This window comes from Undibacterium sp. JH2W, assembly GCF_049340425.1.
Lineage (GTDB): Bacteria > Pseudomonadota > Gammaproteobacteria > Burkholderiales > Burkholderiaceae_D > Undibacterium.
This window is the reverse complement of sequence record NZ_JBMPOT010000003.1, coordinates 105,645-132,569: the sequence shown is the minus strand read 5'-3', so window position 1 is coordinate 132,569 and position 26,925 is coordinate 105,645. Positions and strand designations below refer to the sequence as shown.

The window sequence follows — 26,925 nt, the reverse complement described above, 5'->3', positions numbered from 1 at the left end:
CTGGGGTATCCATCTCAATCTGATGGCTTGCTCCTGATGCTGTCGGTGACAAGTTCCTCATTTAATTGATGTTCAAAAACTGACCGGTCTCGCCGGAGAAAGCAAGGCAAATACCATGTGGCAAGGTGTTATTCCCGCAGTAACGACAAAATTCAACCAGGACGATACGCTGGACTTCAAGGAAATGGAGCGCTGTTTCCGTTATTTGATGGATGCCGGTTGCGATGGTCTGATCGCTTGCGGTTCTTTGGGTGAAGGGCCTTTGCTGTCGCATGCAGAGCGCATTGATGTCTTGAAGTTGACTAAGGAAGTGACTGGCAAGCAGCCAGCCATCCTGACTGTGGCTGAGGCTGCAACGCGCGATGCATGCGCTTTGGCAGAAAAAGCCGCCAAAGCTGGTGCCGATGGTTTGATGGTCGTGCCTAGCACGATTTATCATACCAATCACCGTGAAACGGTGGCGACTTTGCGCAGTATTGCCAATGCTGGCGATTTGCCTATCATGATCTACTCCAACCGCCTGGCTTATCGTGTGGATGTAACGACCGACATGTTGGAAGAACTGGCTGACGACAAGCGCTTTGTCGCAGTGAAAGAATCTTCTGATGATATACGTCGCACCACAGAAATCATCAACCGCCTGGGCAATCGTTATGACTTGTTCACGGGTGTCGATAATCTGGCTTTTGAAGCGCTGACTGCAGGCGCAACGGGTTGGGTAGCAGGTTTGGTAGTGGCTTTCCCGCATGAAACGGTGGCGATCTATCGCCTCATCAAGGCAGGCCGCTATAACGAGGCGTTGGATATTTATCGCTGGTTCCGTCCTTTGCTGGATCTGGATGTTTCTTCTTATCTGGTGCAAAACATTAAACTGGTGGAGGCGCTGGTTATTGATTCCAATGACCGTGTACGTGCGCCGCGCTTGCCGCTGGATGGCGCCTTGCGCAGTCGGGTAGAGCAGGTTGTCAGCGCCTCATTAGCTCAACGCCCGGTTTTGCCAAAGTTCAATTAATCATTTTTATCACATCAGTGTGAGATGGCACAGGAAGCATGCCTATGAAGACGACAGTGTGTGTCATTGGTGCTGGCATCGTCGGCACCACCTGTGCCTTAAAAATGCAGGAAGAAGGTTATCAAGTCAGTTTGCTTGATGCTGCCGCCCCTGGTTGTGGTGTGACAGCAACTGGGATGGGGCATCTGGTTGCTCTTGATGAAAGCGAGCAGGAGCTGGACTTGTGTCTTTTGTCTCTGCGCTTGTGGAAAGAGTTTTTTACTGAATTTCCTAATGTGGCTGAAGTAAGTCAATGTGGCACATTATGGGTGGCAGAGAATGAAGAGCAGCTAAGAGAAGCCCATCACCGGGCGCAGGCGTTGAATTCCAGGCTATGGCGTGCTGAGGCTTTAAGCGGTGAGCAGGTGCAAAAACTGGAACCTGCATTGCGTCCTGGTCTGGCTGGTGGCGTCCGGGTATTTGGCGACAGCGTGGTGTATCCACCCAAGCTGGCGCATTTCATGGCCCAGCTTTTAGTCAAGCGGGGCGGCAAGCTTATCCTGAGCAAGCGTGTAGATGCGCTGGCAGCAAACCAACTGAGCTTTGCAGATGGCAGTAAGCTGCAGGCAGACATCATCATTGTTGCGGCTGGCCTGGACGTGGCCAGGTTGTTGCCTGAAATTGCCGTGTTTGGTCGCAAAGGTCATCTGGCGATCACGGATCGTTATCCAGGCCGCCTCTCACATCAAATTGTCAGTATGAATTATGGACAGGCTGCAATGACTGCTGACGCGCTGGCAGTGGCAGCGAATGTGCAGCCAAGAACAAGCGGGCAGTGGCTGATCGGTTCTTGCCGCCAGGATCAGCAAACCGACACCAGCCTGGATGCCAGGGCCCTGGGGGCAGTTTTGCAGTCAGCCATGACATTATTACCTTGTCTGGCTGATATGCAAATCATACGTGCCTGGGCAGGTATGCGTCCGGCGTCACCCGATGGCAGGCCCATCATAGGGCCACATCCTGCATTGGCCGGTGTCTGGCTGGCGGCAGGACATGAAGGGCTGGGGGTGACAACGGCGATGGCAACGGCACACATGCTGGCGGACCAGATTGCCAACCGGGCTGGAACTATCGATTATCAGCCCTATTTGCCAGAACGTTTTTTCCCTGTGCGGAGCTTGAAATATGCGTGAACAGCAAACCACAATCGCAAAAATATGGATTAACGGATCTTCGTTTGAGGCGACTACGGAAATGAGTGTTGCTGCGGCCTTAATGCGTTTTGACAGCATGCAAACGCGTCAGTCAGTTTCCGGGCAAGCCCGTTTTGCCGTCTGTGGCATGGGCGTTTGCCAGGAATGCCGGGTACGTATTAATGGCCAGTCGCATCAACTGGCTTGTCAAGCATATTGCCGCTCGGGCATGGTGATTAATACCGAAACCGCCGGTATGGGAGCTTAAGTATGGTGTCAGCGATGTTACCGTTTTCTACCGAAATCCTGATTATCGGTGCTGGCCCGGCAGGATTGGCTGCAGCGGTGGCTGCAGCAGGACAATCGTCCATTATCACCGTCATTGATGAAAACCAGGCGCCAGGTGGACAGATCTGGCGTGGCGGGCCGAGACTATGGCGCGACAAAAGGGCGCATGACTTGTGGAGCGAGTTGGCAAATTGTTTGAACGTGCGCATCGTCTATGGCGTGCGCATAGTTGCGGTCACTGGCAGCAATGAATTTTTGCTTGAGACTGCAGATGGCGCGCAAAAAATTAAATGGAACAAACTGATCGTTTGTAGTGGTGCCCGTGAATTGCTGTTGCCTTTCCCTGGCTGGACTTTACCAGGCGTCACGGGTGCCGGTGGTTTGCAGGCCATGATCAAGGCTGGCATGCCTGTGGCTGGAAAAAGGGTGGTTGTTGCGGGAAGTGGCCCTTTGTTATTGGCAGTCGCCGAATCTGTAGTTCGCGCAGGTGGTCAAGTCGTCAGCATAGTCGAAACGAAAAGTACCAGAGACTTGTTCGGGTTCTTCGTGGCCCTGCTTAAGGGACATCGCGGCAAATTGATGCAGTCGCTGAAACTGTTTTGGCAACTGAAACACGTGCATTATCGCCATGATGCACGGGTGGTGAAGGCACACGGCGAGCAAAGCTTGCGCACTATTAGCTTGCAACATAATGGTAAGCAAATTGAATTGGCCTGTGATTTACTGGCATGCGGATTTGGCTTGTTACCCAATTTGGAAATGGCAGGTTTGCTGGCTTGCGAAATTGCCGATGGCCGAATTGTTGTTGATACTAATCAAATGACTACCCGTGGGGATGTGTGGGCTGCAGGTGAGGCTTGTGGCATAGGTGGTGTTGACAAGGCACTGGCAGAAGGGCACATTGCCGGTTTGGCGGCGAGTGGGCTGTCAGTCGCGCAAGATGATGTACAACGCCGCAATCATGCCAGGCAATTCGCTGATTTGCTACAGCAAAGTTTTGCGCTGGATAGCAGCTTACGCAAGTTATGCAGGTCTGACACTTTGGTTTGTCGGTGTGAAGACGTTAGTGCCAAACAGTTGTCTGAGCATAACGACTGGCGTACTGCGAAACTGATGACCAGGGCAGGGATGGGTGCATGTCAGGGGCGTATCTGTGGTGCAGCCTGCCAATTTATTTTTGGCTGGGATGCGCCTGGTTTGCGGCAACCGGTTTTTCCAACAAAAACATCAACCCTGGCCAGCCTGAGTGTGGCGAGCAATAACGAACAATAGCGAACAATAAGCAATAACAACGACAAATAAGGAAACATGAAGATGAAGCAATTGTATATCAATGGTGGCTGGCAGGAAGGTGCAAGCATTACCACTACTCGCAGCCCCTCTGATCTTGGTGATGTGATTGATGAATATGCCAGTGCAGGCCATGAGCAAGTGGAACTGGCGATCACTGCTGCACGCGATGCTGCAGAAGGCTGGCGCAATTCCGGTGTACAGCAGCGCGCAGATGCGCTTGACAAGATAGGCACGGAAATCAATGAGCGCAAAGCCGAACTCGGCAAGCTGTTAGCCCGTGAGGAAGGCAAAACCTTGCCAGAAGCTATTGGTGAAGTAGGTCGTGCCGCTGCCATTTTCAAATTTTTTGCCCAGGAAGCTTTGCGTATCCGCGGCGACAAACTGGCTTCGGTGCGCCCTGGTGTGGATGTCGACGTCACCCGCGAACCTGTGGGCGTCGTCGGCATTATCGCTCCCTGGAATTTCCCTATCGCCATCCCAGCCTGGAAAGTCGCACCGGCACTGGCTTACGGCAATACTGTAATCTTGAAACCGGCAGAATTGGTGCCAGGCTGTTCCTGGGCCATGGCTGAGATCATCAGCCGGTCGGGTTTACCTGCTGGCGTCTTCAATCTCTTGTCTGGACCCGGTCGTATTGTTGGCGAAGCCTTGAGCAAGGATAGCAGGGTTGATGCCATCAGTTTTACCGGTTCCGTCGGCACTGGCAGCAGGGTGCTTGCCGCTTGTGCGGCTCGTCGCGCCAAAGTGCAATTGGAGATGGGCGGTAAAAATCCACTCGTGGTATTGGCTGATGCGGATCTGGATGTTGCAGTCAATGCAGCAATTCAGGGCTCTTATTTTTCTACTGGCCAGCGTTGCACTGCGTCTTCACGTCTCATTGTTGAAGAGCAGATTTACCCGGCTTTTGTGGCTGCGATGGTGGATAAATTGAAGAGCTTGAAAGTGGGCCATGCCTTGCAAGCTGGTATAGATATAGGCCCGGTAGTTGATCAATCTCAACTGGACCAGGATTTGCGCTATATACAGATAGCCAAAGATGAAGGTGCCAAACTGGCTTTTGGCGGGGAACGCCTGTCACGTGAGACAGATGGCTATTTCCTCAATCCTGCTCTGTTTGTTGACTGCGATCCGGCCATGCAGCACGCCAGGGAGGAGATATTTGGACCAGTAGCGTCAGTGATTCCAGCTAAAAACTATGAGCATGCGCTGCAACTGGCGAATGATACCGAATTTGGTTTGACTGCCGGTATTTGCACAACTTCGCTGAAATATGCGACGCACTTCAAGCGTCATGCGCGAGCTGGTATGGTCATGGTCAACCTGCCTACCGCAGGGGTGGATTACCATGTACCATTTGGCGGCAGCAAGGCATCAAGTTATGGTGCCCGCGAGCAAGGTAGTGCTGCAGTAGAATTCTTTACCACGATGAAGACCAGTTATACCGGTAGCTGAGTTTATCGCCGCTCTATAGCAAGCAAAAAAGCAGCTAATGGCTGCTTTTTTGTTTTTTGTAGTTATTGACCACAGCTTATTGCCATTTCTCCCTGCTATCTACTGTTCGAACCATGGTTTGTGCATTCTGTCGCATGCGCATGGAAGCGCCGAAGCTTCTTTTATAAGATGCTTACATCGAATCACAGAACACAAGAAATCATCCAATTCACAAAGTTATCCAGGGAGCCCATCATGACATCAAATATCACAACAAATAAACGCATCGCCATCATTCTCGTATCTATCCTGGTTTTTACCATGATAGCCCTGTACTCTTTTCATGGCATGGATGTGCAAATTGATGGGGATCATATCGATGGGGTAGGTGGATTCTTTGGTGTAATGCTGGCTGGCGGGATAGGCGTGTTGGCAGTCTTTTTTGCCCTTAGCCTGACAGGTTTGGTATTGGCAGGCGTCGCAGTTTTATTATGTGTGGTTTTTGTTGTGGTGCTAGGTTCGTTGGCGTTGGCTTTACTCCCCTTGCTGTTCCCTATATTGCTGGTGGTGGGTTTGTTCGCTCTGTTCTCACGTCGTAAAGCTGTTTGAATTTTTATTCAAGTTTGGTACGTAAAATAAATTGTACAGCTTGTTCTGCAAGTTCATCAATACTGATACCTGAGCCGCGTCTATACCATTGCGCGGTCCAGTTCAGCGTACCAAACATCAACAACTTATCCAGACGCGTGGGCATGGCCCAGTCTCCTGTAGCATGCAGGGCAATGATGATTTTTTCCCACGCTGCTTCATACCTGTCCTTCAGCGCAATGATGCGTGTGCGTGCTGGTTTGTCCAGCGCACGCCACTCATACAGCAACACAGCAATAAAATCATGCTCGGGTGCCAGCAAGGTATTCAAGTGTACTTTGACCAGGTGTTGAAAGGCCAGGCGCGGCGGTAAATCTTCCAAAGCCAGCTTCTCTATCTCCGCCAGTGATTTTTGCATACCTTGCTCCATCACGGCGACCAGTATGTCCTGCTTGGTCTTGAAGTGATAAAACCAGCTACCCGACTGTATTCCCACTGCTGCGGCGATATCGCGCACGGTGGTATTGTCATAACCTTTTTTCCTGAAAAGCTGTGCTGATTTCCTGATTAAATCCTGGCGTATGCTTTCGGATTCATCCAGTGCAGGACGACCGCGTTTTTTTGTCACGCCAGTGCCAGTACTTAGCGATGCTGTATCTATTGTGTCTGTAGAAATTTCTTTAGGCATTGCTAATGGGGGGAATCTTCTAAAAAGTGGAGAGCCGGGCTCTTATTGGCTGTCTTGATGGTAACCTTAAACATGATCACTATCAATCAAGCTGTAGATAAATCAGGCACAAAAGCCTGAATCGACAATAAAGGGGACACAAGATGCAAATCAAACCAAGCTGGATGACGCCTGAGCTGGAAAGTTTCAGGGATGCAGTACGTCGTTTTGTCACAGTCGAAGTTACTCCACATCAGGAACACTGGAGAAAGCAGCAGCATGTCGACCGCGATGTCTGGGACAAGGGTGGTGCCATGGGCATTTTGCTGGCCGACATACCTGAGGAATATGGTGGTTCAGGTGGTAGTTTTGCTCATCAATCCATCGTTTTTGAAGAATTGACTTATGCCGGTGACATGGCTTTTGGTATACATGTGCACGCCATCGTTGCTCATTATATTTTGAACCAGGGTACGGAGGAACAAAAGCACAAGTATTTGCCCAAGCTGGCCTCAGGCGAAATGATCGCTGCTATTGCTATGTCTGAACCCGGTGCCGGTTCTGACCTGAAAGGCATACGTACCACTGCCAGGCGTGATGGTGATAGCTATGTCATCAATGGTTCCAAGACCTTCATATCGAATGGGTATATGGCCGATCTGGTGGTCGTCGTGACCAAGACCGATCCTGAAGCCGGTGCCAAAGGCGTTTCTTTAATCATAGTGGAAACCAAAGACTGCCCAGGTTACCGGGTAGGGCGCATACTGGAAAAGATAGGGCAAAAAGGCCAGGATACTTGTGAGCTGTTCTTTGATGATGTGCGTGTGCCGCTGGACAGGGTGCTCGGTGGCGTCGAAGGCAAGGGCTTTACTCAGTTGATGACGGAATTGCCTTATGAACGTACGATACTGGGTGTATCCGGCGTGGCTGCCATAGAGCGTGCGCTGGATTTGACAATCACCCATACCCGTGAGCGCAAGGCCTTTGGGCAAGCCCTGATAGAAATGCAGAATACCCGCTTCGTATTGGCAGAGATCAAGACCGAGGCGACGATAGCCCGTACTTTCATTGACCGCTGTATAGTTGATATGATGGAAGGCCGCATGGATACCGAACTGGCATCGATGGCCAAATACTGGATATCTGATTTGCAGTGCAAGGTCATTGATCAATGCCTGCAATTATTCGGCGGTTATGGCTATATGCTGGAATACCCGATTGCGCAAATGTATGTTGATGCACGGGTGCAGCGTATCTATGGCGGTGCCAATGAAATCATGAAAGAAATCATTTCACGTAATCTATAAACCAGAATAGAAGCAGGGGTAGAACATGGCTGGACCATTACAAGGGGTACGTGTCATTGAAATGGTGGGCTTGGGGCCATGCCCTTTTGCAGCCATGATGCTGGCCGATATGGGGGCAGAAGTGATACGCATAGACCGTAAGCTACTTGCTGGTGCGAACAACCCTTTTCCCATGCTGGGCACCAAATATGATGTCATGGCCAGGGGGCGGCGTTCGCTGGCGCTGGACTTGAAGCAGCCGGAAGCCAAAGCTGTATTGCTGGATTTGATTGAAAATGCCGATATCCTGCTGGAAGGTTTTCGACCTGGAGTCATGGAAAGACTGGGCCTGGGGCCGGAAGCTTGCCAGCAACGTAATCCACGCTTGGTATATGGACGAATTACCGGCTGGGGCCAGGATGGCCCGCTGGCACAGGCGGCGGGCCACGACCTGAATTACATCGCACTCAGCGGCATGCTGCATGCCATGGGCAGGGCGGATACGCCACCGGCACCACCCTTGAACCTGGTCGGCGATTTTGGCGGCGGTGCCATGATGCTGGCTTTTGGCGTAGTCTGTGCTGCCCTGGAAGCACGCAGTTCTGGCAAGGGTCAGGTGGTAGATGCAGCCATGGTCGATGGCTCCGCTTTATTGGGGGCAATGATTTATGGCTTTTGTGCCTTTGGCGCATGGTCAGGCCAGCGCGGAGCTAATATGCTGGATGGTGGTGCGCATTTTTATGATACCTATGCTTGCGCTGACGGTAAATTCATCTCCATAGGCGCGATAGAACCACAGTTTTATGCCCTGTTGCTGGAACGTGCCGGTATCACTGATCCCGCATTCAATAAACAAATGGATAACCGCAAATGGCCAGAGTTGAAAGAAAAATCTACAGCACTGTTCAAGACCAGAACTCGCCAGCAATGGTGTGAGCTGATGGAAGGAACAGATATCTGTTTCGCCCCGGTACTGGATATGGCCGAAGCGCCTGAACATCCACACAATAAAGCCAGGGGCAATTTCACTGATGTTGAAGGCATAGTGCAGCCAGCACCTGCACCACGATTTAGCAGGACTTCACCAGAAATCAGCAGGCCACCGGCAGCGCCAGGGCAGCATAGCGAAGAGATTTTGCATGACTGGGGACTGAGCGAAGAAAGGATAGCCAGTTTAAAAGAAAACCGGATAATTTGAGATTATCATTGTTGCTCTATCAGCTTCGCCGCAGCTTCAAATTCAAACTGATGCATGAAGTGCCTGAGTTGTATCATGGCATCCTGACTGAACTGAGTGGCAATTGCAGTTTCATTTTCTTCAAACAGGCTCTGCGCATCTGCGTCTGATGCGGCGAGCAAGATGCGCAGCTCAGTCACAAGGTTTTTTGCCTCAGCTTCATCGACGATGACTTCTGCCTGCTGGGGTAAAATCCCTGGTAGTACCGTCTTTAACTCATCCAGTACAGCATTGAGTGACTGCGCAAGTGGTTCCAGGCTTTCGAGGATGAATTCCCGGCTTTCTTCTTTGCTGAGTTTGTATTCCAGTTCAGCCGCTATTTTTTGTAGTTTTGTGGCTCCTATGCTGCCAGCCAATCCCTTGAGCGTATGGCTGAGTCGTTCTGCATGGCCATACTCACTGATTTGTATGAGCCGGTTTAATTCATGCAAAGTATCGGCCTGACTTTGCTCAAACCTGTGCAGCATATTGATATAAAACTCGTGACGCCCCCCCATGTAATGCAAGCCAAGGCTGGTATCTAGCTCATTAAATTGCGGGAATCCAGCATCCTCATCGTCAAACACCGTACTGGTGATTAAACTGCCGGGTACGGGCAATTCATGTTCAGTATCCATCCAGTGTGAAACTATGCTGAACAAGGCATCCGGCTGTATGGGTTTGGTCAGGTAATCCTGCATGCCTTCGCGCATGCAACGCTCCCGAATATCGCCAACGGCATGCGCAGTCAGGGCGATGATGGGAGTGTCATCCATGCGCACGTCTAGCCTTATTTTTGCAGCGGCTTCATGGCCATCCATGATAGGCATTTGCAAATCCATGAAGATCATGGCGTAATACCCAGGCTCATTTGCCATGATGAGACGTACTGCCTCTTCGCCATTGTCCGCAACATCAGCCGTAATGCCGACCATGCTCAGCAACTCTATGGCGATTTGCTGATTGACAGGATTATCTTCCGCCAACAAGACACGGCGGCCAGCATGGTTTTGTGCCGCGATATTGGCACTGTGTGTGCTGCGTGATTCTGCATGAGCGTCTGATTCACCATGCAGGCTGAAATCTATTTCCAGTGGCAAAGTGAATGAAAATGTTGACCCCTGATTTTCTCGACTGTGGACATCAATTTGCCCACCCATCAATTCCACCAGGCGACGCGAAATTGACAAACCCAAACCTGTGCCACCATATTTGCGCGTGGTTGAGCCGTCGGCCTGGGTAAATGGCAGAAACAGGCTTTGCTGCTGTTGCGCTGACATGCCTATGCCAGTATCCCGTACCGAAAATGTCAGATCAGTTGTTGCTGATGCAGTGGGTGGCCGCGTGATACTGAGCTCTATCTCGCCGCCGCCTGGCGTAAATTTGACGGCATTATTGACTAGATTGGTTAATACTTGCCCAAGCCGCAGAGGGTCGCCACGCAAGCGTGCAGGAACTTCCTCAGCAATTTTTACGATGTAGGCTATTTGTTTTTCTATGGCTTTCTGGCTGGTCAGGGTGGATACGCTATTGAGTACATCCTTGATGGAAAATGAAATATGCTCCACATCCAGCATGCCAGCTTCTATCTTGGAAAAATCCAGTATGTCATTAATGATGCCCAATAGCGACTCTCCGGCATGATGGATTTTGCTGACATAGTCATATTGTTTGGGTGTCAGCCTGGTTTGTAGTGCGAGGTGGGCCAGGCCTATGACAGCATTCATGGGGGTGCGGATTTCATGGCTCATATTTGCCAGGAATTCGCTTTTCAATCTTGTTGCATCTTCCGCTTTCTTGCGTGCATGTCGTTCTGTCATACTGGCAGATTCCAGCTGCTGTTGGGTCAGGCGCAGTTCACGATAAGCGTTGGCATTGTCAAGTGCTATCGCGCCATACGAGCATAAAGAGCGAAAAATAAGGCATTCCCTTTCACCATAAGCATGCTCGCGCGGGGTCTGTATGCTCATGACACCCAATATGCGCTCACCTATACTGAGTGGTGCGAATAACAGACTCAAGGTTTCCAGTGTGTTGGGTACTACCGGAAAATCATCATCAGGAAGCAATTCAAGCCTGATTTCTCGTCTTTCACGTACGCAGCGGGCACTGGACGCGCGCTCATCATGGAGTGCCACCTCATGATAGGGATGGGGTAAATTTTCCTCTATGCCAAATGCTTGTGTCAGTACTTGTCCATCCTGTGAAAGCATATAGATAATGAAGGTAGTCGCATCCACTAAATCTTTCAGGTGAAAGTGTATGGCTTCAAACACTGCTTCAGGTTCGAGGTTGGATGTGATTTGCTGACCTATCCTGCCAAGCCGCTCCAGGGTAGCGCCTGCCTCTTGTAAAGTTGCGGCTCTGCGTGCTTCTGATGCTGCAATCAATCGGTGTTGCTCGACTTCTGCACGTATCAATTCTGTCTCATGTCTGACCTGTGCCATGGCAGTACGATTATTTGCCTGTTTTTTACTCTCGCGCTGCTCTGCGGTAATGGCGTGTCTCGCGTACAGCAAGGCCTTGCTTGTGTCGCCCACATCTGACCATGCATCGCTCAGTGCCATCAATAATTCAGTACTTGCCTGCCAGCCCTCAGTCAGTTCGCCAGTCTGCAAAGACTCTTCCAGGTAGTGAATGATGGCATTGGGTGCATCCATTTTTTCTGGCATGGTAATCACGTGACGTGCATGTATCTCTGCCAGGGTTTGATTCAGGGTAACGCCCAGAGCAGTGAATTGATGTTGCTGTATCAGAGTCCTGGCCTCGGCAATCGCTGCCAGAGCGTTGTTTGCCTGTCCATCAATCGAAAGAGCCCGAGCATAGCGTATCAGGGTTTGTGGCAGGTCATCCATGGAATGCGCAGCACGAAACAGGGTAATTGCTTCATTGAAGGCGGAGATCGCCTTCCCAGTTTCGCCTTGCATGAGCAAACATTCTGCCAGTTCAGCGTGAACTATGGCCTTGTTGATGCCTGCTGGCGTCCTTGAAAATCCGCTCAGTGCTTCTTCCAGGGTTTTTTGACTGCGTTCAAATTGCCCCAGTTGTCGCAACAAACTACCCAGGTGTGACATGGCATGGCCTATTAATGCTGGCCATTCGGTTTCGTGAGCGCGTTCTGCCGCCCAGTCAAAAACTCCCGCCGCACCTTCGAGATCACCAACGGTTTGCATGGATTCACCAGAATTGCCAGCAGAAACGATGGCCAGCCTGATCATGCCAGTCTGGCGGGCCAGTTCACTGGCTTGCAGGTAATACACAGAGGCACGTGCCGGCTCCCGCCTGCCATGGATGACACCAGATGCTGCGGCCATATGTGCCGCCACGGCAGGATGCTCGCGATGCTGGTATTGTCTGTCGAAGGCTGAATGCCTGACTGAGGCAGCCAGGGGATCATAAAAAGCCAGCTCATAGATGGCCCAGGACTCAGCTATCGCCAGCCTCAAGCTGTCGTTTGCCCTGGTATACCAGCTAATTGCAGCTGCACAGGTATGAGCTTCTCTGGCGGCGTCGCCTTGTTCCAGGGCCAGGGCGGCGCCGGTCAGACTGGCGTCTCCCAGACCAGTACTATCGTTGAGATCAGTGAAAACTGTGATCGCTTCAGCCAACAGGCGTTCAGCATTGTTGAGATCACAAAACAGAGCCGCAATTTCTGCGCGGATCAGGCAAAGCTGGGCATGAAATTGTCTTCTCAGGGTTTCTGGCGCATCCAGGTCAGCCAAATCTGCCAGGGCCGCTGCAGCTAATGCCGACGCATATTGGCTATCCCTTTGCCGCAAGTACCATGCCAGCGTCAATTGACTGATGAATTTATCCAAGCCCTGTGCCGACGTCAGCCTGTTGGTCAGCTGGCTTACTTCCTCATCGGTGGCAAATAGATTCATGGTCGCAGGCGAAATAGAATTGCTCAAATCATACCTTATGCCAGCGCGCTTGGCGGTTTAAGACTTATACGGTGTTGCAATCACCGCAAATATGTTTAGGCAGTGATGCAAACAGGAACTTTTTAAGCCCTTGAGTATCTCATTCGAGCTTCTTGATATCTTCTTGATATATTATCGCTCGCTCAAAGCCGCAGCAAAATCGAGAGTATTGTCCGAATGTTGTAAATTAAATAAAAATCATGAGAGGAGAGCGTATGCGTGTGTCAAAACTATTGCCTTTGGCCTGGGCTGTCATACTGTGCTTGCCAGCGCTGGCCGCTGAGCCAGCCACCAAACCGGATGCCGAGAAAAAGAAATGGGATGTCAATCATCCACCAGGTGAGAGCAAGACAGTCAATATTGATACACGCACTGGTACCTGGATGAGCGTGGATGTCAGCCCCGATGGTAAACAACTGGTATTTGATTTGCTTGGCGATTTATATACATTGCCAATAGCTGGTGGTGAAGCCAAGGCTCTGACACACTCCATTGCCTGGGAAATGCAGGCGCGCTTTTCACCGGATGGAAAGCAGATCGCTTATATGTCTGATGCCGGGGGCGGCGACAATGTCTGGGTCATGAATGTCGATGGCAGTAATGCGCATGCCGTCAGCAAGGAAGATTTCCGTCTTTTGAATAATCCCGTCTGGCACCCGAATGGTCAGTATATCGCGGCGCGCAAGCACTATACTGGCACTCGCTCACTGGGTTCCGGCGAAATCTGGCTGTATCATCAAAGCGGTGGCACAGGCGTGCAATTGAATGAAAAACCAAATTGGCAAAAAGACCTGGGTGAGCCAGCATTCTCACCTGATGGGCGCTATGTCTATTATTCGCAAGATACGACGCCAGGTGCATCCTTTGAATACAATAAAAATTCCAACGAGCAGATCTACCAGATTTTTCGCCGTGACCTGCAAGAGGGTAAAGTAAAGGCATTAGTCAGTGGCCCTGGTGGTGCCGTGCGCCCTGTACCTTCACCGGATGGCAAATACCTGGCTTTCGTCCGCCGCATCCGTAACCAGTCAGCCTTGTTCCTGAAAAATTTGCAGACAGGAGAAGAAACAGCAGCATGGCCGGAGCTGGAGCGCGACATGCAAGAGACCTGGGCTATACAAGGCGTGTATCCAGCCTTTGCCTGGATGCCGGGCAGCAAGGAGATCGTCGTCTGGGCCAAGGGTAAATTATGGCGTCTCGACCCATTCAGCCACAAGGCAGTGGATATACCATTCCATGTACAAGATACCAGGGAAGTACGCAGTGCCTTGCGCTTCCCGCAAGAGGTTGCACCTGATCAATTCGATGTGCACCAGTTGCGCTGGGTGAATGTCGCACCGCAAGGGGATAAAGTTGTCTACTCGGCGCTAGGGCATATCTATGTCAAAGACCTGCCAAATGGCACGCCACGCCGCCTCACTACACAAAGCACACATTTTGAATTCTTCCCCAGCTTTTCACGTGATGGCAAGTCTGTGGTGTTCAGTAGCTGGAATGATGAAAAACTCGGTGCTGTAAGGATCGTGGAGCTATCCAGTAGCAAGGAAACCATCGTGACCAAGGCAACTGGCAAATATCTGCAGGCGCGTTTTTCACCTGATGGCAAGCAAGTTGCCTATGTCAAAGCCAAGGGTGGTTACCTGACTACGCCCTGGCATGGCATGGAAACGGGAGTGTTCCTGGCGAATGCAGACGGTAAAACCGAGCCGCGCCTGTTGACGGAAGAGGGTGGTTCACCGCAATTTGGCAAAGATGGGCAGGCAGTGTATGTCACACGTACCCAATTCACTGGTGAAGTGGATTGGACTACATCTCTGGTTCGCCTACCCTTGGATGGCAAACCTGAGCAGTCAGTCGCAAAAAGTGAATTTGCCGGTGAATTTGCGATTTCGCCAGATGGTGAGTGGCTGGCTTTTGGTGAACGTTACCATGCTTATGTGATGCCCTTGCCGCTAGCTGGCAAAGCAGTGACCATAGGGCAGAAAATGGATGCACTGCCAGTCAAGCAACTGGACGTAAATGCCGGTCAATACCTGCACTGGTCTGGAGACAGCAAGCGCATCAATTTCTCTTTGGGTGACGAATTATTCAGCCGTGAATTGAAAGATGCTTTTGCCTTCATGCCAGGTGCGCCCGCCGAGTTGCCAAAACCGATAGAGCAAGGGCAAAAGATAGGTTTCCGCCAGATATCTGACAAACCGATTGGCTATACAGTCATATCCGGTGCCAGAATTGTCACCATGAAAGGCGAAGAAGTCATAGAAGATGGCCGTATCGTCGTCAAAGATAACCGCATCGTCAGTATAGGTAAATCTGCGGATGTGGCCATACCTGCAGGTGCAACCCAGATAGATGCCAAGGGCAAAACCATCTTGCCGGGCCTGGTTGATGTGCACTGGCATGGCAGCATGGGCGAGAGCGGTATTATCCCGCAACAAAGCTGGGTCAATTATGCGTCGCTGGCTTTTGGTGTGACGACGATTCATGACCCGTCAAATGATACGGGTGAGATATTCACGCAAAGTGAATTGCAAAGGGCTGGGCAAGTGTTAGGGCCGCGCATTTACTCTACCGGCACCATACTATACGGGGCCAAAGGCAATTTCGCTGCCATCGTGAACAACCTGGACGATGCATTGACACACCTGAAACGTCTCAAGGCAGCGGGGGCGATTTCGGTCAAGAGCTATAACCAGCCTAGGCGCGAACAACGCCAGCAAATCCTGGAGGCAGCACGACAGACACAAATGATGGTGGTACCAGAAGGTGGCTCACTGTTCCAGACCAATATGAGCATGGTGGTTGATGGTCATACCGGTGTTGAACATGCATTGCCAGTAGAGAAAGTTTATGATGATGTCAAGCAATTGTGGTCGCAGACACAAGTTGGTTATACGCCGACCTTGGGGGTAGCCTACGGTGGCCTCGATGGTGAACATTACTGGTATGCCCGTACCGATGTCTGGAAACATCCGCTGCTGAGTAAATATGTGCCGCGTTCGGTATTGGAAGCACGTAGCGTCAGGCGTGAAACTGCTCCGGAAGAAGACTTCAATGTAATCAAAGTAGCTCAGACGGCAACCGCTCTGCAGCGTGCTGGCGTACCCGTCAACCTTGGCGCGCATGGCCAACGTGAAGGTCTGGCAGCCCACTGGGAATTATGGATGCTGGTCAAAGGTGGCATGACACCTATGGAGGCTATACGCAGCGGTACCATCAATGGAGCGCGTTATCTGGGCATGGATAAAGACTTGGGTTCACTTGAAGTGGGTAAGCTGGCCGATTTGATGATTATTGATGGCGATGTTCTCAAGGATATTGAACAATCAGACAAGCTCAGCCATGTCATGCTCAATGGACGCCTGTATGAGTCCGGTACTTTGAATGAAGTGGGTAAAACCAAAAAAGTGCGTAAGGCTTTCTTTTTTGAAGGTAAGGGCGGTGGTGAAATGCCTGTGGAAGCTCAGGAGCATGCACACGGTCATTGATGCTTAAATGCATCAATGAATTGAATCAGCATTAAGGAATGCAGCTATAAATCAAAAAATAGCTGCATTTTTTATATATTTTTTCAAGCGAATATACAGTTTGTTCCAGCGATTCTGGCTACCTGTATCCTACATTGCCGATGGCATGTGTCACAATAGAGCTCTGACGCATTAGCTTGGTGCATTCAATGTTGCATTGTTTATATTGAATGCTTAGCTTTGCAGCTTTGATTCTATGTCCAACCATCTGGAGTTCTATCATGTTTCAGCACGTCGAAGCCTATCCTGGCGATCCTATCTTGTCTTTGAATGAGGCCTTTGGTAAAGACCCACGCACCAACAAGATCAATTTGTCTATTGGTATTTATTTTGATGATGCTGGCAAGATTCCCATGCTGCCATCTGTACGTGCAGCAGAGCACAAGGTTGTAGCAGATGCGGGTGCCCGTCCTTATTTGCCGATGGAAGGTGCAGCAAATTTCCGCACTGCGGTGCAGGAACTCTTGTTTGGTGCAGATAGTGCGGCCGTCAAGGCTGGCCGTGTTGTGACCATACAGTCGGTTGGCTCTAGCGGTGGCCTGAAGGTGGGAGGCGATTTTATCAAACGTTATTTCCCGACATCAACCATGCTGGTCAGTGATCCGACCTGGGATAATCACAAGGCAGTGTTTGAGGGATGTGGTCTGGCTGTCAAAACCTATCCTTACTATGATGCAGCGACTGGTGGCTTGCGGTTTGATGCCATGATCGAAGCATTGAAAACAGCAGAAAAGAAAAGCATAGTCCTGCTGCATGCTTGCTGCCATAACCCTACAGGTGTAGACCTGACGCAAGAACAGTGGCAACAACTGGTGCCAGTGTTGAAAGAGCGCGAACTGATTGCCTTCCTTGATTTGGCATATCAGGGTTATGGTGATGGTATCGTCGAAGATGCTTATGCAGTACGTTTGTTGGCGGAGCAGGGTTTGAGTTTTTTTGTTGCCAATTCCTTCTCCAAGAGTATGAGCTTGTATGGCGAACGTTGCGGTGCCCTGAGCGTGGTTTGTCCTGACGCAGTACAGGCAGTGAATGTAATGGGCCAGTTGAAGGCAACTATCCGTCGCAATTATTCCAATCCACCTCTGCATGGTGGGCAGTTGGTGGCGCGTGTATTGAGCGACCCTGAACTGCGTCCGATGTGGGAAGCAGAAGTGGTCGCCATGCGCGATCGTATCCAGCTCATGCGCCGTAAATTGCATGATGTACTGAGTGCAAAATTGCCAGGCCGTGATTTCAGTTATTTCCTGACACAGCGCGGCATGTTTAGCTACACGGGTTTGACTGCTGAGCAATGTGATCGCCTGAAGGAAGAGTTCGGTGTCTATCTGGTGCGTTCTGGCCGTATGTGTGTTGCTGGCTTGAATACTGGGAATGTAGAAGCAACTGCGAGTGCGATTGCTGCTGTTCTGTCTTAATTTGTGTAGATCCCCTATTTTTTGAAAATAAATAAAATAGGGGATTTTTGTTGACATCCCGGTTCGCAGTTATTCTCGCACCATATGCATAAATTTCTTTTACTACTATCTCTCGTTTCGTTCAGTGCGCAAGCAGCGGATACAGCATATAAGACTTATGTTAACGGGCGCTATGGTTTTGTCATTGAGTATCCCGTGTATCTATTGCCACAAGGCGAAGCTGCTAACGGTGATGGGCAGGTATTTGTTTCGCGCACAGAAGACGCCGAGTTGCGCGTCTATGCACGCTCCTGCATAGAAGGTCGGGATACTACTCCTGCTGAGTTTCTTGCCAAGGCAGATAAAGAACAAAAGAAGGACGGCAAAGAAATTACTTACCGTGCCAAGGGCAAGTCCTTTGTGTTGGTGTCCGGCACCCAAGGGCAAAAGATTTTCTACGAAAAAGTAATTACCGATGGTAACTGGTGCAGCATGTTCCAATGGACTTATGCGAGCGTAAACAGAGCACAGTATGATGAGGCCACCAAACTCATTGCCAGTTCATTCAAGCCATAGTCTATAGAAGCCGGAAAGACCAAGATGCCGCAATTTTATTTAAATTGATGGACCTGATTTAGCGGTGAGCTTCTACATCTAAGGCCTGCTACATGAAAACTCATTGCATCCACTGGCATCTTCAGTTTGTTCTTTATCTGGTGTGATGGGCTTTTCTGTAGCATATGTTTCTGCTATCAATTGACCTAGTATATGGCCCAGTTTAAGGTCATCAATGTGTCCAAAGTGATGAAATCTGATGCGGCCTTTTTTGTCTATCAGTAGGATGCTGGGTGTGCCACGTAAGCCATATTTCTGCATGCTCAAAGGTATTCCGCTGTGTGGGTCTGGCATGTCGATGGCTATCGGGAAACCTAAACGGTATTCATGAATAAAGGCCTGTAAGGCGGCTTTGCCCATCACCTGATGATGTTCAAATACTGTGTGCAATCCTATCACTGCAAGTTCTTGTTGCGAAAATGCATTTCTTACTGCGCTTGCTTGCGGCAAACCATGTGTAACACAGGACGGGCATAGCATCTGAAAGCTATGCAGAAATACGACTTTGCCGCGTAAAGAATGCAAGCTAATAGCTGTGTCGGTGTTGAGCCAGTCTGACGAAATAAGCTCCGGTGCAATGCTGTTGATTATTGACATTTTGATTCGCCCTATTTTTATCTGATTAGAGTGCGGAATTATCCGCACTCAGAAAAAGCTTGATTAATTTGCGTCAGTCGCACTTAGTTTTATTTTGGGAAAATCCACCGGGACGTCCAGCGCTACATTGATATAGTTTGTGTACAGGTTTAGCGCGATGTGCGCCATTATTTCGACTATATGTTCATCGTAATAGCCATATAATCGCAGCGTTTCCACATCATCCTTGCTGATTTGTGCACGCTGGCTGACTACTTTCAAGACAAATTTCAATACAGCGTCAGTTTTAGCATCGTGCGAATTGCCGGACTGGGCTGCCGTCATTTCTGCACTACTGGCGCCTGCTTTTTGTCCAAGAACTGTATGTGCTGCAAGGCAGTATTCACATTGATTGCTGTTTGCTATGGCAACTGCAATTTGTTCACCCAGCTTTGCCGGGATGACGCCGTTACCCAGGGCAGCAAACGCAGACCACATGCTGTTGAGTGCGGCAGTGGAGTTGGCGACAGCACGGAACATATTTGGTGTCGCACCAAAGGCAGTATTGATGTCATTTAAAATGGCGTGGCGTGTACCGGACGTTTCTTTGATATTGATAAGCTGAACATGAGACATGGTGATTCCTTTTCTGATTTGTGGTTTGGACTTACTGGTTGAATTTGCCTGGCAGGCTTAAATTGCCTGAGGCGATTTTGTATACATTGGCGACACAAAGAAGAGGGGCATGGACGCTGGCATTGATGCGCAGGGCAGCAGTGACGCCATCAAAACCAGCAGCCTTAATGCTCTCGATGTCATCAAATGGCACTCGCACTTCCAGCGTCTTGCCTTTGAAAATGGGACTCCAGCCTGGGCTATCTATGAGTATTGGCAAGCCTGGCCAGGTTTTAGGCAGGCGGGGTTTGCTACCCTCAGGAATATCAACGACCTTCAGCGCATCTTTACCGCAAGCCTGGTCTGGCTGCAGAACTACCCAGTGTGAGTGCCAGACATTGCCATCATTATTGGGATCGCCATCGCCGTTTTCATCGAACAATGGGGTGTCATCAAAGTCTGGGTGAGAGGTGACGGCAAAAGCCAGAATGCCACTTTTAGGCTCGAAACCCACTACAGATGGGTCCAGCGTGGTTGGCCAAACATAAGAGAAGACAGTGCTACCCGCCAGCTTGCCTGATTTGGCGGGTCTGGTTTTGCCAGCTTTACCTGAGACGGCAATATGAAAAATTGCCACATTACCTTCAGTTGTGATCTTGGTGTGGAAAATGTCAAAGTCAGGTTTGACCTTGCTGCTGGCTTCAGTTTGTATCCCTCCCTGATGTGTGCATGGGCGGGATGCTGAGCAAAGTCCCTTGCTGCCGGCTTCAGTTTGTACCCCCCCCTGATGTGCATGATCATGAGCCGCTACCCAGTGAGTTGCGCTTGCCATAGTCAGGCTAAGGCCTAGGTAAGCACAGATTTTTTTGTATCGGTGTTTCATTTTTATCTTTCAAATGTCATGTTACGGTTCTGTTTTTGGTACGCATAGCCAGCTAGATTTTTGCTGCGTTTGCTGCTCATATCCGATGCAAGAACCACAGCATCAAATTTATTAAATAGGAGTCCTAATTAAATGAGTCAAAAAAATAGGCAATCTGCCTTAGCTAACTCATTTTCAGCCATTCCATTTTTACTTATTTTATTTCTATTTTTTTCCAGTTGCTGCGAATGATGTTGCTTGCTGTTTGTTGATGTTCAGGGCAGTCCAGACGCAATTGCTCTCTACGTAAAGGGGCATCTACCAAGGCGCAATGGTGAGGTGCCAGTACGCTGTCGTGTCTGTCAGGCATGAAGTGCATGCAAGTGACACAGGCGCGTATATCAGGGAAATGCTCGGCCTGCTGCAATTTGCCTATCAGGTTCAACAGGCTGGTAAAAGTTTGTTCTTGTGCTGCAGGTGACAACTGCTCGATGGCCTCGCTGGCAAAGCCAGTAGCACCAGCAATTTTTTTTACCAATTCATGACCATCGCCCGTAAGCCTCAGGGCGATAGCACGGCCATCGTCGGGAGCGCGGGCTTTTTCTACCAGACCTTTGGCAGTCAATGAACTCACAGAGTCGCTGGCACTGGCCGTGCTGACGCCTAATTGCTCGGCTATCCAGGACAGCCTGACAGCATCTTTGCGTGCAGCCAGCATATCTATGATATCTACTTGCGTGGGATTCAAACCTTCCGATGTGGCGAACTGCCAGGTGCCCGAGCGCAATACGCCGGCAATTCTGGCAATGGCATCCAGTATGCGTTCACTGGTGGCTGGCGTTTCGTCCCAAGGCTGGCTGGCTGGCTTTTTCATGCAAGTATTATGGCGCAATAAAAGGGATATGTAAAGGAGTCCTAATTAAATTATTTGTTCTTAGCTTTATTGTGGATTTACCTGTTTCTATAAAGTGTGTTTTCCAGTGCGTTTATAAGCGTATAAATTTGACGCTTAAATCTGATACTTAAATCTGATACTTAAATCAGGTTCTGAAGGTGGAAACACTTAACTTGTTTTCTGGTATGTTAATCCACTGGGTGCAGGCGTGTTTCAGCTTATCTGGATTGCCGTTGGTGTAAGCATTAATGCAAGGAATATCGCTGTTGCTGGTTTTTAGATCGCGTTCAGCCAGCAAACGTTGTATTTGGGAGGCAATGGCTTTTCCGGTATCAATGAGCGTGATGGGGTCACCTTTAGAAATATGCGTAGACGTGAGTTCCTGTATGAGCTTGGCTACAAATGGATAATGGGTGCAGCCCAGTACCAATGTATCTACTTTTGCGGCTAGCAAAGGGTTCAGATATTTTTTCAGTAAAAGCCGGGTTTGCTCTGCATTTGCTTCGGCTTTTTCTATTTGATCGACCAGGCCTACGCAGGCTTGGGGAATAAATTCCACGCCAGTGTCTGCACTTAACTGCATGCTCAAGTGCTGATACTTTTCGCTTTGCAATGTAGAGAGGGTAGCCAGTACGCCGACTTTTTTGGTCTTGCTGAGCAGGCTTGCCGGTTTCAAACCCGGTTCCATGCCAACAATGATGAGGTCTGGATAGCGCAATCGCAGATGCTTGATTGCCGCAGCAGTGGCCGTATTGCAGGCAACTACCAGGACCTTGATTTTTTTGTTCAGCAAAAAATCTGTGACGACGATGCTGCGTTCCAGAATTTCTGCACTGGTTTTGTCGCCATAAGGGGCAAAACCTGAATCTGCCACATACAGCAATGCTTCATGTGGCAGGGCGTGGCGTATGTGCTGCAATACTGACAGACCACCAAGACCGGAATCAAATACCCCTATAGGAGCAGAGCGTGCAAATTCCTCTGATGCCATTAGAGTATTTGTTCCTGTTTCAATTAGTAATATTCAACAACAATCAGGAGGCGCTGACAGGAATAATACCTATCTTTGCTTGCCATTCTTTAGGGCCGGTATTGTGTACGGATGTGCCGCTGGAATCAACCGCCACTGTGACTGGCATATCGACAACATCAAACTCATAAATCGCTTCCATGCCCAGGTCCGCAAAGCCAACTACGGTGGCCGATTTGATGGCCTTGGAAACCAGGTAAGCCGCACCACCGACTGCCATCAAGTATGCCGACTGGTGTTTGCGTATGGATTCGATGGCGACAGGGCCGCGTTCTGCCTTGCCTATCATGGAGATAAGGCCGGTTTTTTCCAGCATCATGTCGGTAAATTTATCCATACGGGTGGCAGTAGTCGGGCCAGCTGGGCCAACTGCTTCATCGCGCACAGGATCGACAGGGCCTACGTAGTAAATCACACGGTTGGTGAAGTCGACAGGCAATGACTCGCCCTTGGCCAGCATGTCCTGAATGCGTTTGTGTGCAGCATCGCGGCCAGTCAGCATTTTGCCGTTCAAGAGTAAGGTCTGGCCAGGTTTCCAGGAAGCGACTTCATCCTTCGTCAGGGTGTTCAGATCTATGCGCTTGGATTTTTCTGTGTCAGGTGCCCAGCTTACATCTGGCCAGTCAGACAGTTTTGGTGGTTCTATGTAGCTTGGGCCGGAACCATCAAGCACAAAATGTGCATGGCGTGTCGCGGCGCAGTTAGGGATCATGGCAACAGGCTTGGATGCAGCATGGGTAGGATACATATTGATCTTGACGTCGAGTACTGTCGTCAAGCCGCCCAGGCCTTGTGCACCTATACCCAGTGCATTGATCTTGTCGCACAGTTCTATGCGCAATTCTTCAGTCTTGTTTTGTGGGCCGCGTTGCTTGAGTTCATACATGTCGATGTCATCCATCAAGGATTCTTTCGCCATCAGCATGGCTTTTTCTGCAGTACCACCTATGCCTATACCCAGCATACCTGGAGGGCACCAGCCTGCGCCCATAGTTGGAACGGTCTTCATGACCCAGTCTATCAGGGAATCAGAAGGGTTCAACATGACGAACTTGGTTTTATTCTCGGAGCCACCGCCTTTGGCTGCGACCTTGACATCGACTGTGTTGCCAGGAACAAGCTCCATGTGCACTACAGCAGGTGTGTTGTCCTTGGTGTTTTTGCGTTCGAAGTGAGGGTCGGCGACGATGGAGGCGCGCAGTTTATTGTCAGGGTCGTTATAGCCGCGACGCACACCTTCATTCACGGCGTCGATGATGGAGCCGCTGAAACCTTCAAAGCGCACGCCCATGCCGATTTGCAGGAATACATTCACAATGCCAGTGTCCTGGCAAATCGGGCGGCGGCCTTCTGCGCACATACGTGAGTTGGTCAGGATTTGTGCAATCGCATCTTTTGCTGCCGGGCTTTGCTCGGCTTCATAAGCGCGTGCCAGATGGGCGATATAGTCGGCTGGATGATAGTAACTGATATATTGCAGCGCGGCAGCTACGGATTCGATCAGATCGTCTTGCTTGATGACTGTCATGATTTGGCTCTAGGCTAGGTAATAAAACTAAGTTGTAAAAAGTAACTGATGAAATTAATGGTCGTTGGCAGATTGCGCAGTCTTGGTCATGATTTGGTCGCAATAGGCAATAGCCAACGCTGACATCAAAAAGACCATATGAATACAAGTTTGCGCAATGATAGTGCCTGCATCATAGTTGCCTGCGTTGATGAAGGTCTTGAGCAAATGTATTGATGAAATGCCGATGATTGCCATCGCCAGTTTCACTTTAAGGACGGAAGCATTGACATGCGACAGCCATTCAGGTTGATCGGGATGACCATCAAGGCCCAGGCGCGAGACAAAGGTTTCATAGCCGCCAATGATGACCATGATGAGCAGGTTGGAAATCATGACCACATCTATCAGACCGAGCACTACCAACATAATGGTGGTTTCGGTCAGTTTTGTTGGTCTTACAGCGCCAGTAGAAACAGCATCGATGATGTGCTTCAGAGCTGCTTCGTTACCCATCGCTGCACCAATTAAATCTATCAACTCTACCCAGAAGTGGAATACATAAACGCATTGCGCAAGTATTAATCCGAGATAAAGTGGTAATTGCAACCAGCGACTAAAGAAAATCAAGCTGGCAAGAGGAGAGAGCTTTCCTGATGATGCTGGTGTGGACATGTTGGCAATCGTTGGTGGGCTAAGGCCTGAGTTAAGGCAAACCCATATTTTACATGGGCAAAGCCTGCTCGTGTAGAGTGAGCGCTATACCTAGGTATGTAGTGGTGATGCAATGGTATCTTTGTGGTATCATTTTATCAAAGTGCAACCGTAAGGCTTGAGTAAGTCTCCAAGTTTAAGGTTTGCCCTGAGTTTGACTGTCAGAGGCGGGCGTAATGCTGGTTTTTGATGGGGCTGTACGAGACATGGTGAGGGCCAGGTACTTTGCCCATGCTCAACAGAAGTGACGATTTCAATCAAACGATAACAAGCTGGAGATAACATGTCTGACCACAATACTGCGCAAACAGAAATCAAAACAGAATCCCGTATTTTCTATCCTCCTGCTGCATTTGCTGCCAATGCTGCCATCCCCAGCATGGAGGCCTATCAAGCCTTATGCAATGAGGCAGAGCAAGACTATGAAGGTTTTTGGGCGCGGCTGGCACGCGAAAACCTGCATTGGCACAAAGACTTTAACACTACGCTGGATGAATCTACGGCCCCGCTATATAAATGGTTTGAAGATGGTTTGCTGAATGTCTCTTATAACTGCCTGGATGTAAATCTGCAAAATGGGAATGGCGATAAGGTTGCCGTGATATTTGAGGCGGACGGTGGCGAAGTCACCAAAGTAACTTATCAGGAATTGCATGCAAAAGTCTGTCAGTTTGCCAATGGTCTGAAATCTCTAGGCATCAGCAAGGGAGATCGTGTCGTTATTTACATGCCCATGTCTGTTGAAGGGGTGGTCGCCATGCAGGCTTGCGCGCGCATAGGGGCAACACATTCTGTGGTGTTTGGTGGCTTTTCGGCCAAGTCCTTGCAGGAGCGTATTGTTGATGTGGGTGCGGTGGCTGTCATTACTGCGGACGAGCAGGTTCGCGGTGGCAAGCATCTGCCTTTGAAAAATATCGTGGATGAAGCCCTGGCCCTGGGTGATTGTGAAAAAGTAAAAAATGTCGTCATCTATAAGCGTACTGGTGGCAATATTCATATTGCAGCCGGGCGCGATGTATGGCTGCACGAGCTGGTGGCGACGCAGTCAGCAGTTTGTGAACCTGAGTGGGTCAGCGCAGAGCATCCTTTATTTATCCTGTATACGTCGGGCTCTACCGGCAAGCCAAAAGGAGTGCAACATTCCTCGGGTGGTTATTTGTTGTGGGCTATTTTGACGATGAAATGGACGTTTGATATCAAACCAGCAGACGTGTTCTGGTGTACCGCTGATATAGGATGGGTGACTGGTCACACATATATTACTTACGGTCCATTGGCAGTTGGTGCAACTGAGATTGTTTTTGAAGGTGTGCCAACTTTCCCGAATGCGGGACGTTTCTGGAGCATGATAGAAAAACACAAGGCCACTATTTTCTATACTGCGCCAACAGCGATACGTTCCCTCATCAAGGCGGCAGATAGTGATGCCAATATCCATCCCAATAAATTTGATTTATCCTCATTGCGCCTGCTGGGTTCTGTGGGGGAGCCTATCAATCCTGAAGCCTGGATGTGGTACTACAATCATATCGGCCGTGGCAATTGCCCAGTGGTGGATACCTTCTGGCAAACGGAAACTGGTGGTCATATGATGACCCCTTTGCCAGGCGCAACCCCGTTGGTGCCGGGTTCTTGCACTCTCCCTTTGCCTGGCATCATGGCGGCTATAGTCGATGAGACTGGACATGATTTGCCGAATGGCCAGGGTGGCATTCTGGTGGTGAAGCGCCCATGGCCTTCCATGATACGTACAATCTGGGGTGATCCTGAGCGTTTCAAAAAGAGTTATTTCCCGGATGAGTTCGGCGGTAAAGTCTATTTGGCAGGAGACGGTGCAATCCGCAATAAGGATACCGGCTATTTCACGATCACTGGTCGTATTGATGACGTATTGAACGTGTCTGGTCATCGTATGGGTACTATGGAAATTGAATCAGCTTTGGTTGCCAATCCCCTGGTGGCGGAGGCTGCAGTAGTTGGCAAGCCGGATGAAACCACGGGTGAAGCGATTTGCGCTTTCGTTGTACTGAAAGGTGCGCGCCCGACGGGTGATGAGGCCAAGAAAATTGCGACTGAATTGCGTAACTGGGTTGCCAAAGAAATTGGCCCTATTGCCAAGCCAAAAGAAATCCGTTTTGGCGACAATTTGCCGAAAACCCGCTCAGGTAAAATCATGCGCCGTTTGTTGCGCGTATTGGCCAAGGGGGAGGAAATCACCCAGGACGTTTCTACGCTGGAAAATCCAGCTATCCTGGAGCAATTGAAACAAGCACAGTAAGCTGGCTCAACATCATGTCGTCATAAACAAAAATGG

The 26,925-nt window shown here is 49.9% G+C and carries 21 protein-coding genes; 12 read left to right on the top strand and 9 right to left on the bottom strand.

Features of this window, described 5'->3' with window-relative positions:
* Positions 1-115 precede the first annotated feature (115 nt).
* The 6 genes from ACO0LC_RS05110 to ACO0LC_RS05085 all read left to right on the top strand — a co-directional run bounded on the left by ACO0LC_RS05110 (position 116) and on the right by ACO0LC_RS05085 (position 5,805).
* A complete protein-coding gene (locus ACO0LC_RS05110) occupies positions 116-1,012 on the top strand; it encodes a dihydrodipicolinate synthase family protein (RefSeq protein ID WP_423001276.1) in 897 nt (298 codons plus the stop codon).
* Between the two features lie 44 nt (positions 1,013-1,056).
* Positions 1,057-2,184, top strand: a complete 1,128-nt coding sequence (locus ACO0LC_RS05105) for an NAD(P)/FAD-dependent oxidoreductase (protein WP_423001274.1) — start codon at positions 1,057-1,059, stop codon at positions 2,182-2,184.
* A complete protein-coding gene (locus ACO0LC_RS05100) occupies positions 2,177-2,452 on the top strand; it encodes a 2Fe-2S iron-sulfur cluster-binding protein (RefSeq protein ID WP_423001272.1) in 276 nt (91 codons plus the stop codon). Before ACO0LC_RS05105 ends, ACO0LC_RS05100 begins: the two co-directional genes overlap by 8 nt.
* 2 nt (positions 2,453-2,454) lie before the next feature.
* A complete protein-coding gene (locus ACO0LC_RS05095) occupies positions 2,455-3,744 on the top strand; it encodes an FAD-dependent oxidoreductase (RefSeq protein ID WP_423001270.1) in 1,290 nt (429 codons plus the stop codon).
* 42 nt (positions 3,745-3,786) lie between these two features.
* On the top strand, positions 3,787-5,217 hold the full coding sequence (locus tag ACO0LC_RS05090; protein WP_423001268.1) for an aldehyde dehydrogenase family protein: 1,431 nt from the start codon (positions 3,787-3,789) through the stop codon (positions 5,215-5,217).
* Between the two features lie 234 nt (positions 5,218-5,451).
* Positions 5,452-5,805: a hypothetical protein gene (locus tag ACO0LC_RS05085; protein WP_423001266.1), complete on the top strand. Its 354-nt coding sequence runs from the start codon at positions 5,452-5,454 to the stop codon at positions 5,803-5,805.
* 4 nt (positions 5,806-5,809) lie between these two features.
* Here ACO0LC_RS05085 and ACO0LC_RS05080 read toward each other — a convergent pair whose 3' ends face one another.
* A complete protein-coding gene (locus tag ACO0LC_RS05080; protein WP_423001264.1) occupies positions 5,810-6,472 on the bottom strand; it encodes a TetR/AcrR family transcriptional regulator in 663 nt (220 codons plus the stop codon).
* 143 nt (positions 6,473-6,615) lie between these two features.
* Here ACO0LC_RS05080 and ACO0LC_RS05075 point away from each other — a divergent pair, with 143 nt between their 5' ends.
* Positions 6,616-7,758 carry an acyl-CoA dehydrogenase family protein gene (locus ACO0LC_RS05075; RefSeq protein WP_423001262.1) on the top strand — a complete coding sequence of 381 codons (1,143 nt, stop codon included), beginning with the start codon at positions 6,616-6,618 and terminating at the stop codon, positions 7,756-7,758.
* A 25-nt stretch (positions 7,759-7,783) separates the two neighbouring features.
* A complete protein-coding gene (locus ACO0LC_RS05070) occupies positions 7,784-8,935 on the top strand; it encodes a CaiB/BaiF CoA transferase family protein (RefSeq protein ID WP_423001260.1) in 1,152 nt (383 codons plus the stop codon).
* A 5-nt stretch (positions 8,936-8,940) separates the two neighbouring features.
* On the opposite strand, the gene ACO0LC_RS05065 is transcribed toward ACO0LC_RS05070, so the two are convergent.
* Positions 8,941-12,837: an ATP-binding protein gene (locus ACO0LC_RS05065; RefSeq protein WP_423001258.1), complete on the bottom strand. Its 3,897-nt coding sequence runs from the start codon at positions 12,835-12,837 to the stop codon at positions 8,941-8,943.
* A gap of 254 nt (positions 12,838-13,091) precedes the next feature.
* Here ACO0LC_RS05065 and ACO0LC_RS05060 point away from each other — a divergent pair, with 254 nt between their 5' ends.
* The 3 genes from ACO0LC_RS05060 to ACO0LC_RS05050 all read left to right on the top strand — a co-directional run bounded on the left by ACO0LC_RS05060 (position 13,092) and on the right by ACO0LC_RS05050 (position 18,373).
* A complete protein-coding gene (locus ACO0LC_RS05060) occupies positions 13,092-16,364 on the top strand; it encodes an amidohydrolase family protein (RefSeq protein ID WP_423001256.1) in 3,273 nt (1,090 codons plus the stop codon).
* A 260-nt stretch (positions 16,365-16,624) separates the two neighbouring features.
* Positions 16,625-17,818 carry an aromatic amino acid transaminase gene (locus ACO0LC_RS05055; RefSeq protein ID WP_423001254.1) on the top strand — a complete coding sequence of 398 codons (1,194 nt, stop codon included), beginning with the start codon at positions 16,625-16,627 and terminating at the stop codon, positions 17,816-17,818.
* An 84-nt stretch (positions 17,819-17,902) separates the two neighbouring features.
* A complete protein-coding gene (locus tag ACO0LC_RS05050) occupies positions 17,903-18,373 on the top strand; it encodes a hypothetical protein (protein WP_423001252.1) in 471 nt (156 codons plus the stop codon).
* 78 nt (positions 18,374-18,451) lie between these two features.
* On the opposite strand, the gene ACO0LC_RS05045 is transcribed toward ACO0LC_RS05050, so the two are convergent.
* From ACO0LC_RS05045 to ACO0LC_RS05015, 7 genes are all read right to left on the bottom strand, one after another.
* A complete protein-coding gene (locus tag ACO0LC_RS05045) occupies positions 18,452-19,009 on the bottom strand; it encodes a redoxin domain-containing protein (RefSeq protein ID WP_423001250.1) in 558 nt (185 codons plus the stop codon).
* Between the two features lie 63 nt (positions 19,010-19,072).
* Complete coding sequence (locus ACO0LC_RS05040; protein ID WP_423001248.1) at positions 19,073-19,624, bottom strand: carboxymuconolactone decarboxylase family protein; 552 nt, start codon at positions 19,622-19,624, stop codon at positions 19,073-19,075.
* 31 nt (positions 19,625-19,655) lie between these two features.
* Positions 19,656-20,486 (bottom strand): hypothetical protein, encoded by an 831-nt coding sequence (locus ACO0LC_RS05035; protein ID WP_423001246.1) that lies wholly within the window; start codon positions 20,484-20,486, stop codon positions 19,656-19,658.
* Positions 20,487-20,679: 193 nt separating this feature from the next.
* Positions 20,680-21,339 carry a MarR family winged helix-turn-helix transcriptional regulator gene (locus ACO0LC_RS05030; RefSeq protein WP_423001244.1) on the bottom strand — a complete coding sequence of 220 codons (660 nt, stop codon included), beginning with the start codon at positions 21,337-21,339 and terminating at the stop codon, positions 20,680-20,682.
* Positions 21,340-21,505: 166 nt separating this feature from the next.
* Positions 21,506-22,351: a glutamate racemase gene (gene murI, locus ACO0LC_RS05025; protein WP_423001242.1), complete on the bottom strand. Its 846-nt coding sequence runs from the start codon at positions 22,349-22,351 to the stop codon at positions 21,506-21,508.
* Between the two features lie 43 nt (positions 22,352-22,394).
* Positions 22,395-23,918, bottom strand: a complete 1,524-nt coding sequence (locus ACO0LC_RS05020; RefSeq protein WP_423001240.1) for a fumarate hydratase — start codon at positions 23,916-23,918, stop codon at positions 22,395-22,397.
* Between the two features lie 54 nt (positions 23,919-23,972).
* Positions 23,973-24,572 (bottom strand): YqhA family protein, encoded by a 600-nt coding sequence (locus ACO0LC_RS05015; protein WP_423001238.1) that lies wholly within the window; start codon positions 24,570-24,572, stop codon positions 23,973-23,975.
* A gap of 322 nt (positions 24,573-24,894) precedes the next feature.
* Here ACO0LC_RS05015 and acs point away from each other — a divergent pair, with 322 nt between their 5' ends.
* On the top strand, positions 24,895-26,889 hold the full coding sequence (gene acs, locus ACO0LC_RS05010) for an acetate--CoA ligase (RefSeq protein WP_423001236.1): 1,995 nt from the start codon (positions 24,895-24,897) through the stop codon (positions 26,887-26,889).
* Positions 26,890-26,925: the final 36 nt, after the last annotated feature.

Bases quoted from the DNA above. Each gene is read 5' to 3' on its own strand.
- ACO0LC_RS05110 (WP_423001276.1), top strand. From the start codon at position 116: ATGTGGCAAGGTGTTATTCCCGCAGTAACGACAAAATTCAACCAGGAC.
- ACO0LC_RS05105 (WP_423001274.1), top strand. From the start codon at position 1,057: ATGAAGACGACAGTGTGTGTCATTGGTGCTGGCATCGTCGGCACCACC.
- ACO0LC_RS05100 (WP_423001272.1), top strand. From the start codon at position 2,177: ATGCGTGAACAGCAAACCACAATCGCAAAAATATGGATTAACGGATCT.
- ACO0LC_RS05095 (WP_423001270.1), top strand. From the start codon at position 2,455: ATGGTGTCAGCGATGTTACCGTTTTCTACCGAAATCCTGATTATCGGT.
- ACO0LC_RS05090 (WP_423001268.1), top strand. From the start codon at position 3,787: ATGAAGCAATTGTATATCAATGGTGGCTGGCAGGAAGGTGCAAGCATT.
- ACO0LC_RS05085 (WP_423001266.1), top strand. From the start codon at position 5,452: ATGACATCAAATATCACAACAAATAAACGCATCGCCATCATTCTCGTA.
- ACO0LC_RS05080 (WP_423001264.1), bottom strand. From the start codon at position 6,472: ATGCCTAAAGAAATTTCTACAGACACAATAGATACAGCATCGCTAAGT.
- ACO0LC_RS05075 (WP_423001262.1), top strand. From the start codon at position 6,616: ATGCAAATCAAACCAAGCTGGATGACGCCTGAGCTGGAAAGTTTCAGG.
- ACO0LC_RS05070 (WP_423001260.1), top strand. From the start codon at position 7,784: ATGGCTGGACCATTACAAGGGGTACGTGTCATTGAAATGGTGGGCTTG.
- ACO0LC_RS05065 (WP_423001258.1), bottom strand. From the start codon at position 12,837: ATGAATCTATTTGCCACCGATGAGGAAGTAAGCCAGCTGACCAACAGG.
- ACO0LC_RS05060 (WP_423001256.1), top strand. From the start codon at position 13,092: ATGCGTGTGTCAAAACTATTGCCTTTGGCCTGGGCTGTCATACTGTGC.
- ACO0LC_RS05055 (WP_423001254.1), top strand. From the start codon at position 16,625: ATGTTTCAGCACGTCGAAGCCTATCCTGGCGATCCTATCTTGTCTTTG.
- ACO0LC_RS05050 (WP_423001252.1), top strand. From the start codon at position 17,903: ATGCATAAATTTCTTTTACTACTATCTCTCGTTTCGTTCAGTGCGCAA.
- ACO0LC_RS05045 (WP_423001250.1), bottom strand. From the start codon at position 19,009: ATGTCAATAATCAACAGCATTGCACCGGAGCTTATTTCGTCAGACTGG.
- ACO0LC_RS05040 (WP_423001248.1), bottom strand. From the start codon at position 19,624: ATGTCTCATGTTCAGCTTATCAATATCAAAGAAACGTCCGGTACACGC.
- ACO0LC_RS05035 (WP_423001246.1), bottom strand. From the start codon at position 20,486: ATGAAACACCGATACAAAAAAATCTGTGCTTACCTAGGCCTTAGCCTG.
- ACO0LC_RS05030 (WP_423001244.1), bottom strand. From the start codon at position 21,339: ATGAAAAAGCCAGCCAGCCAGCCTTGGGACGAAACGCCAGCCACCAGT.
- murI (WP_423001242.1), bottom strand. From the start codon at position 22,351: ATGGCATCAGAGGAATTTGCACGCTCTGCTCCTATAGGGGTATTTGAT.
- ACO0LC_RS05020 (WP_423001240.1), bottom strand. From the start codon at position 23,918: ATGACAGTCATCAAGCAAGACGATCTGATCGAATCCGTAGCTGCCGCG.
- ACO0LC_RS05015 (WP_423001238.1), bottom strand. From the start codon at position 24,572: ATGTCCACACCAGCATCATCAGGAAAGCTCTCTCCTCTTGCCAGCTTG.
- acs (WP_423001236.1), top strand. From the start codon at position 24,895: ATGTCTGACCACAATACTGCGCAAACAGAAATCAAAACAGAATCCCGT.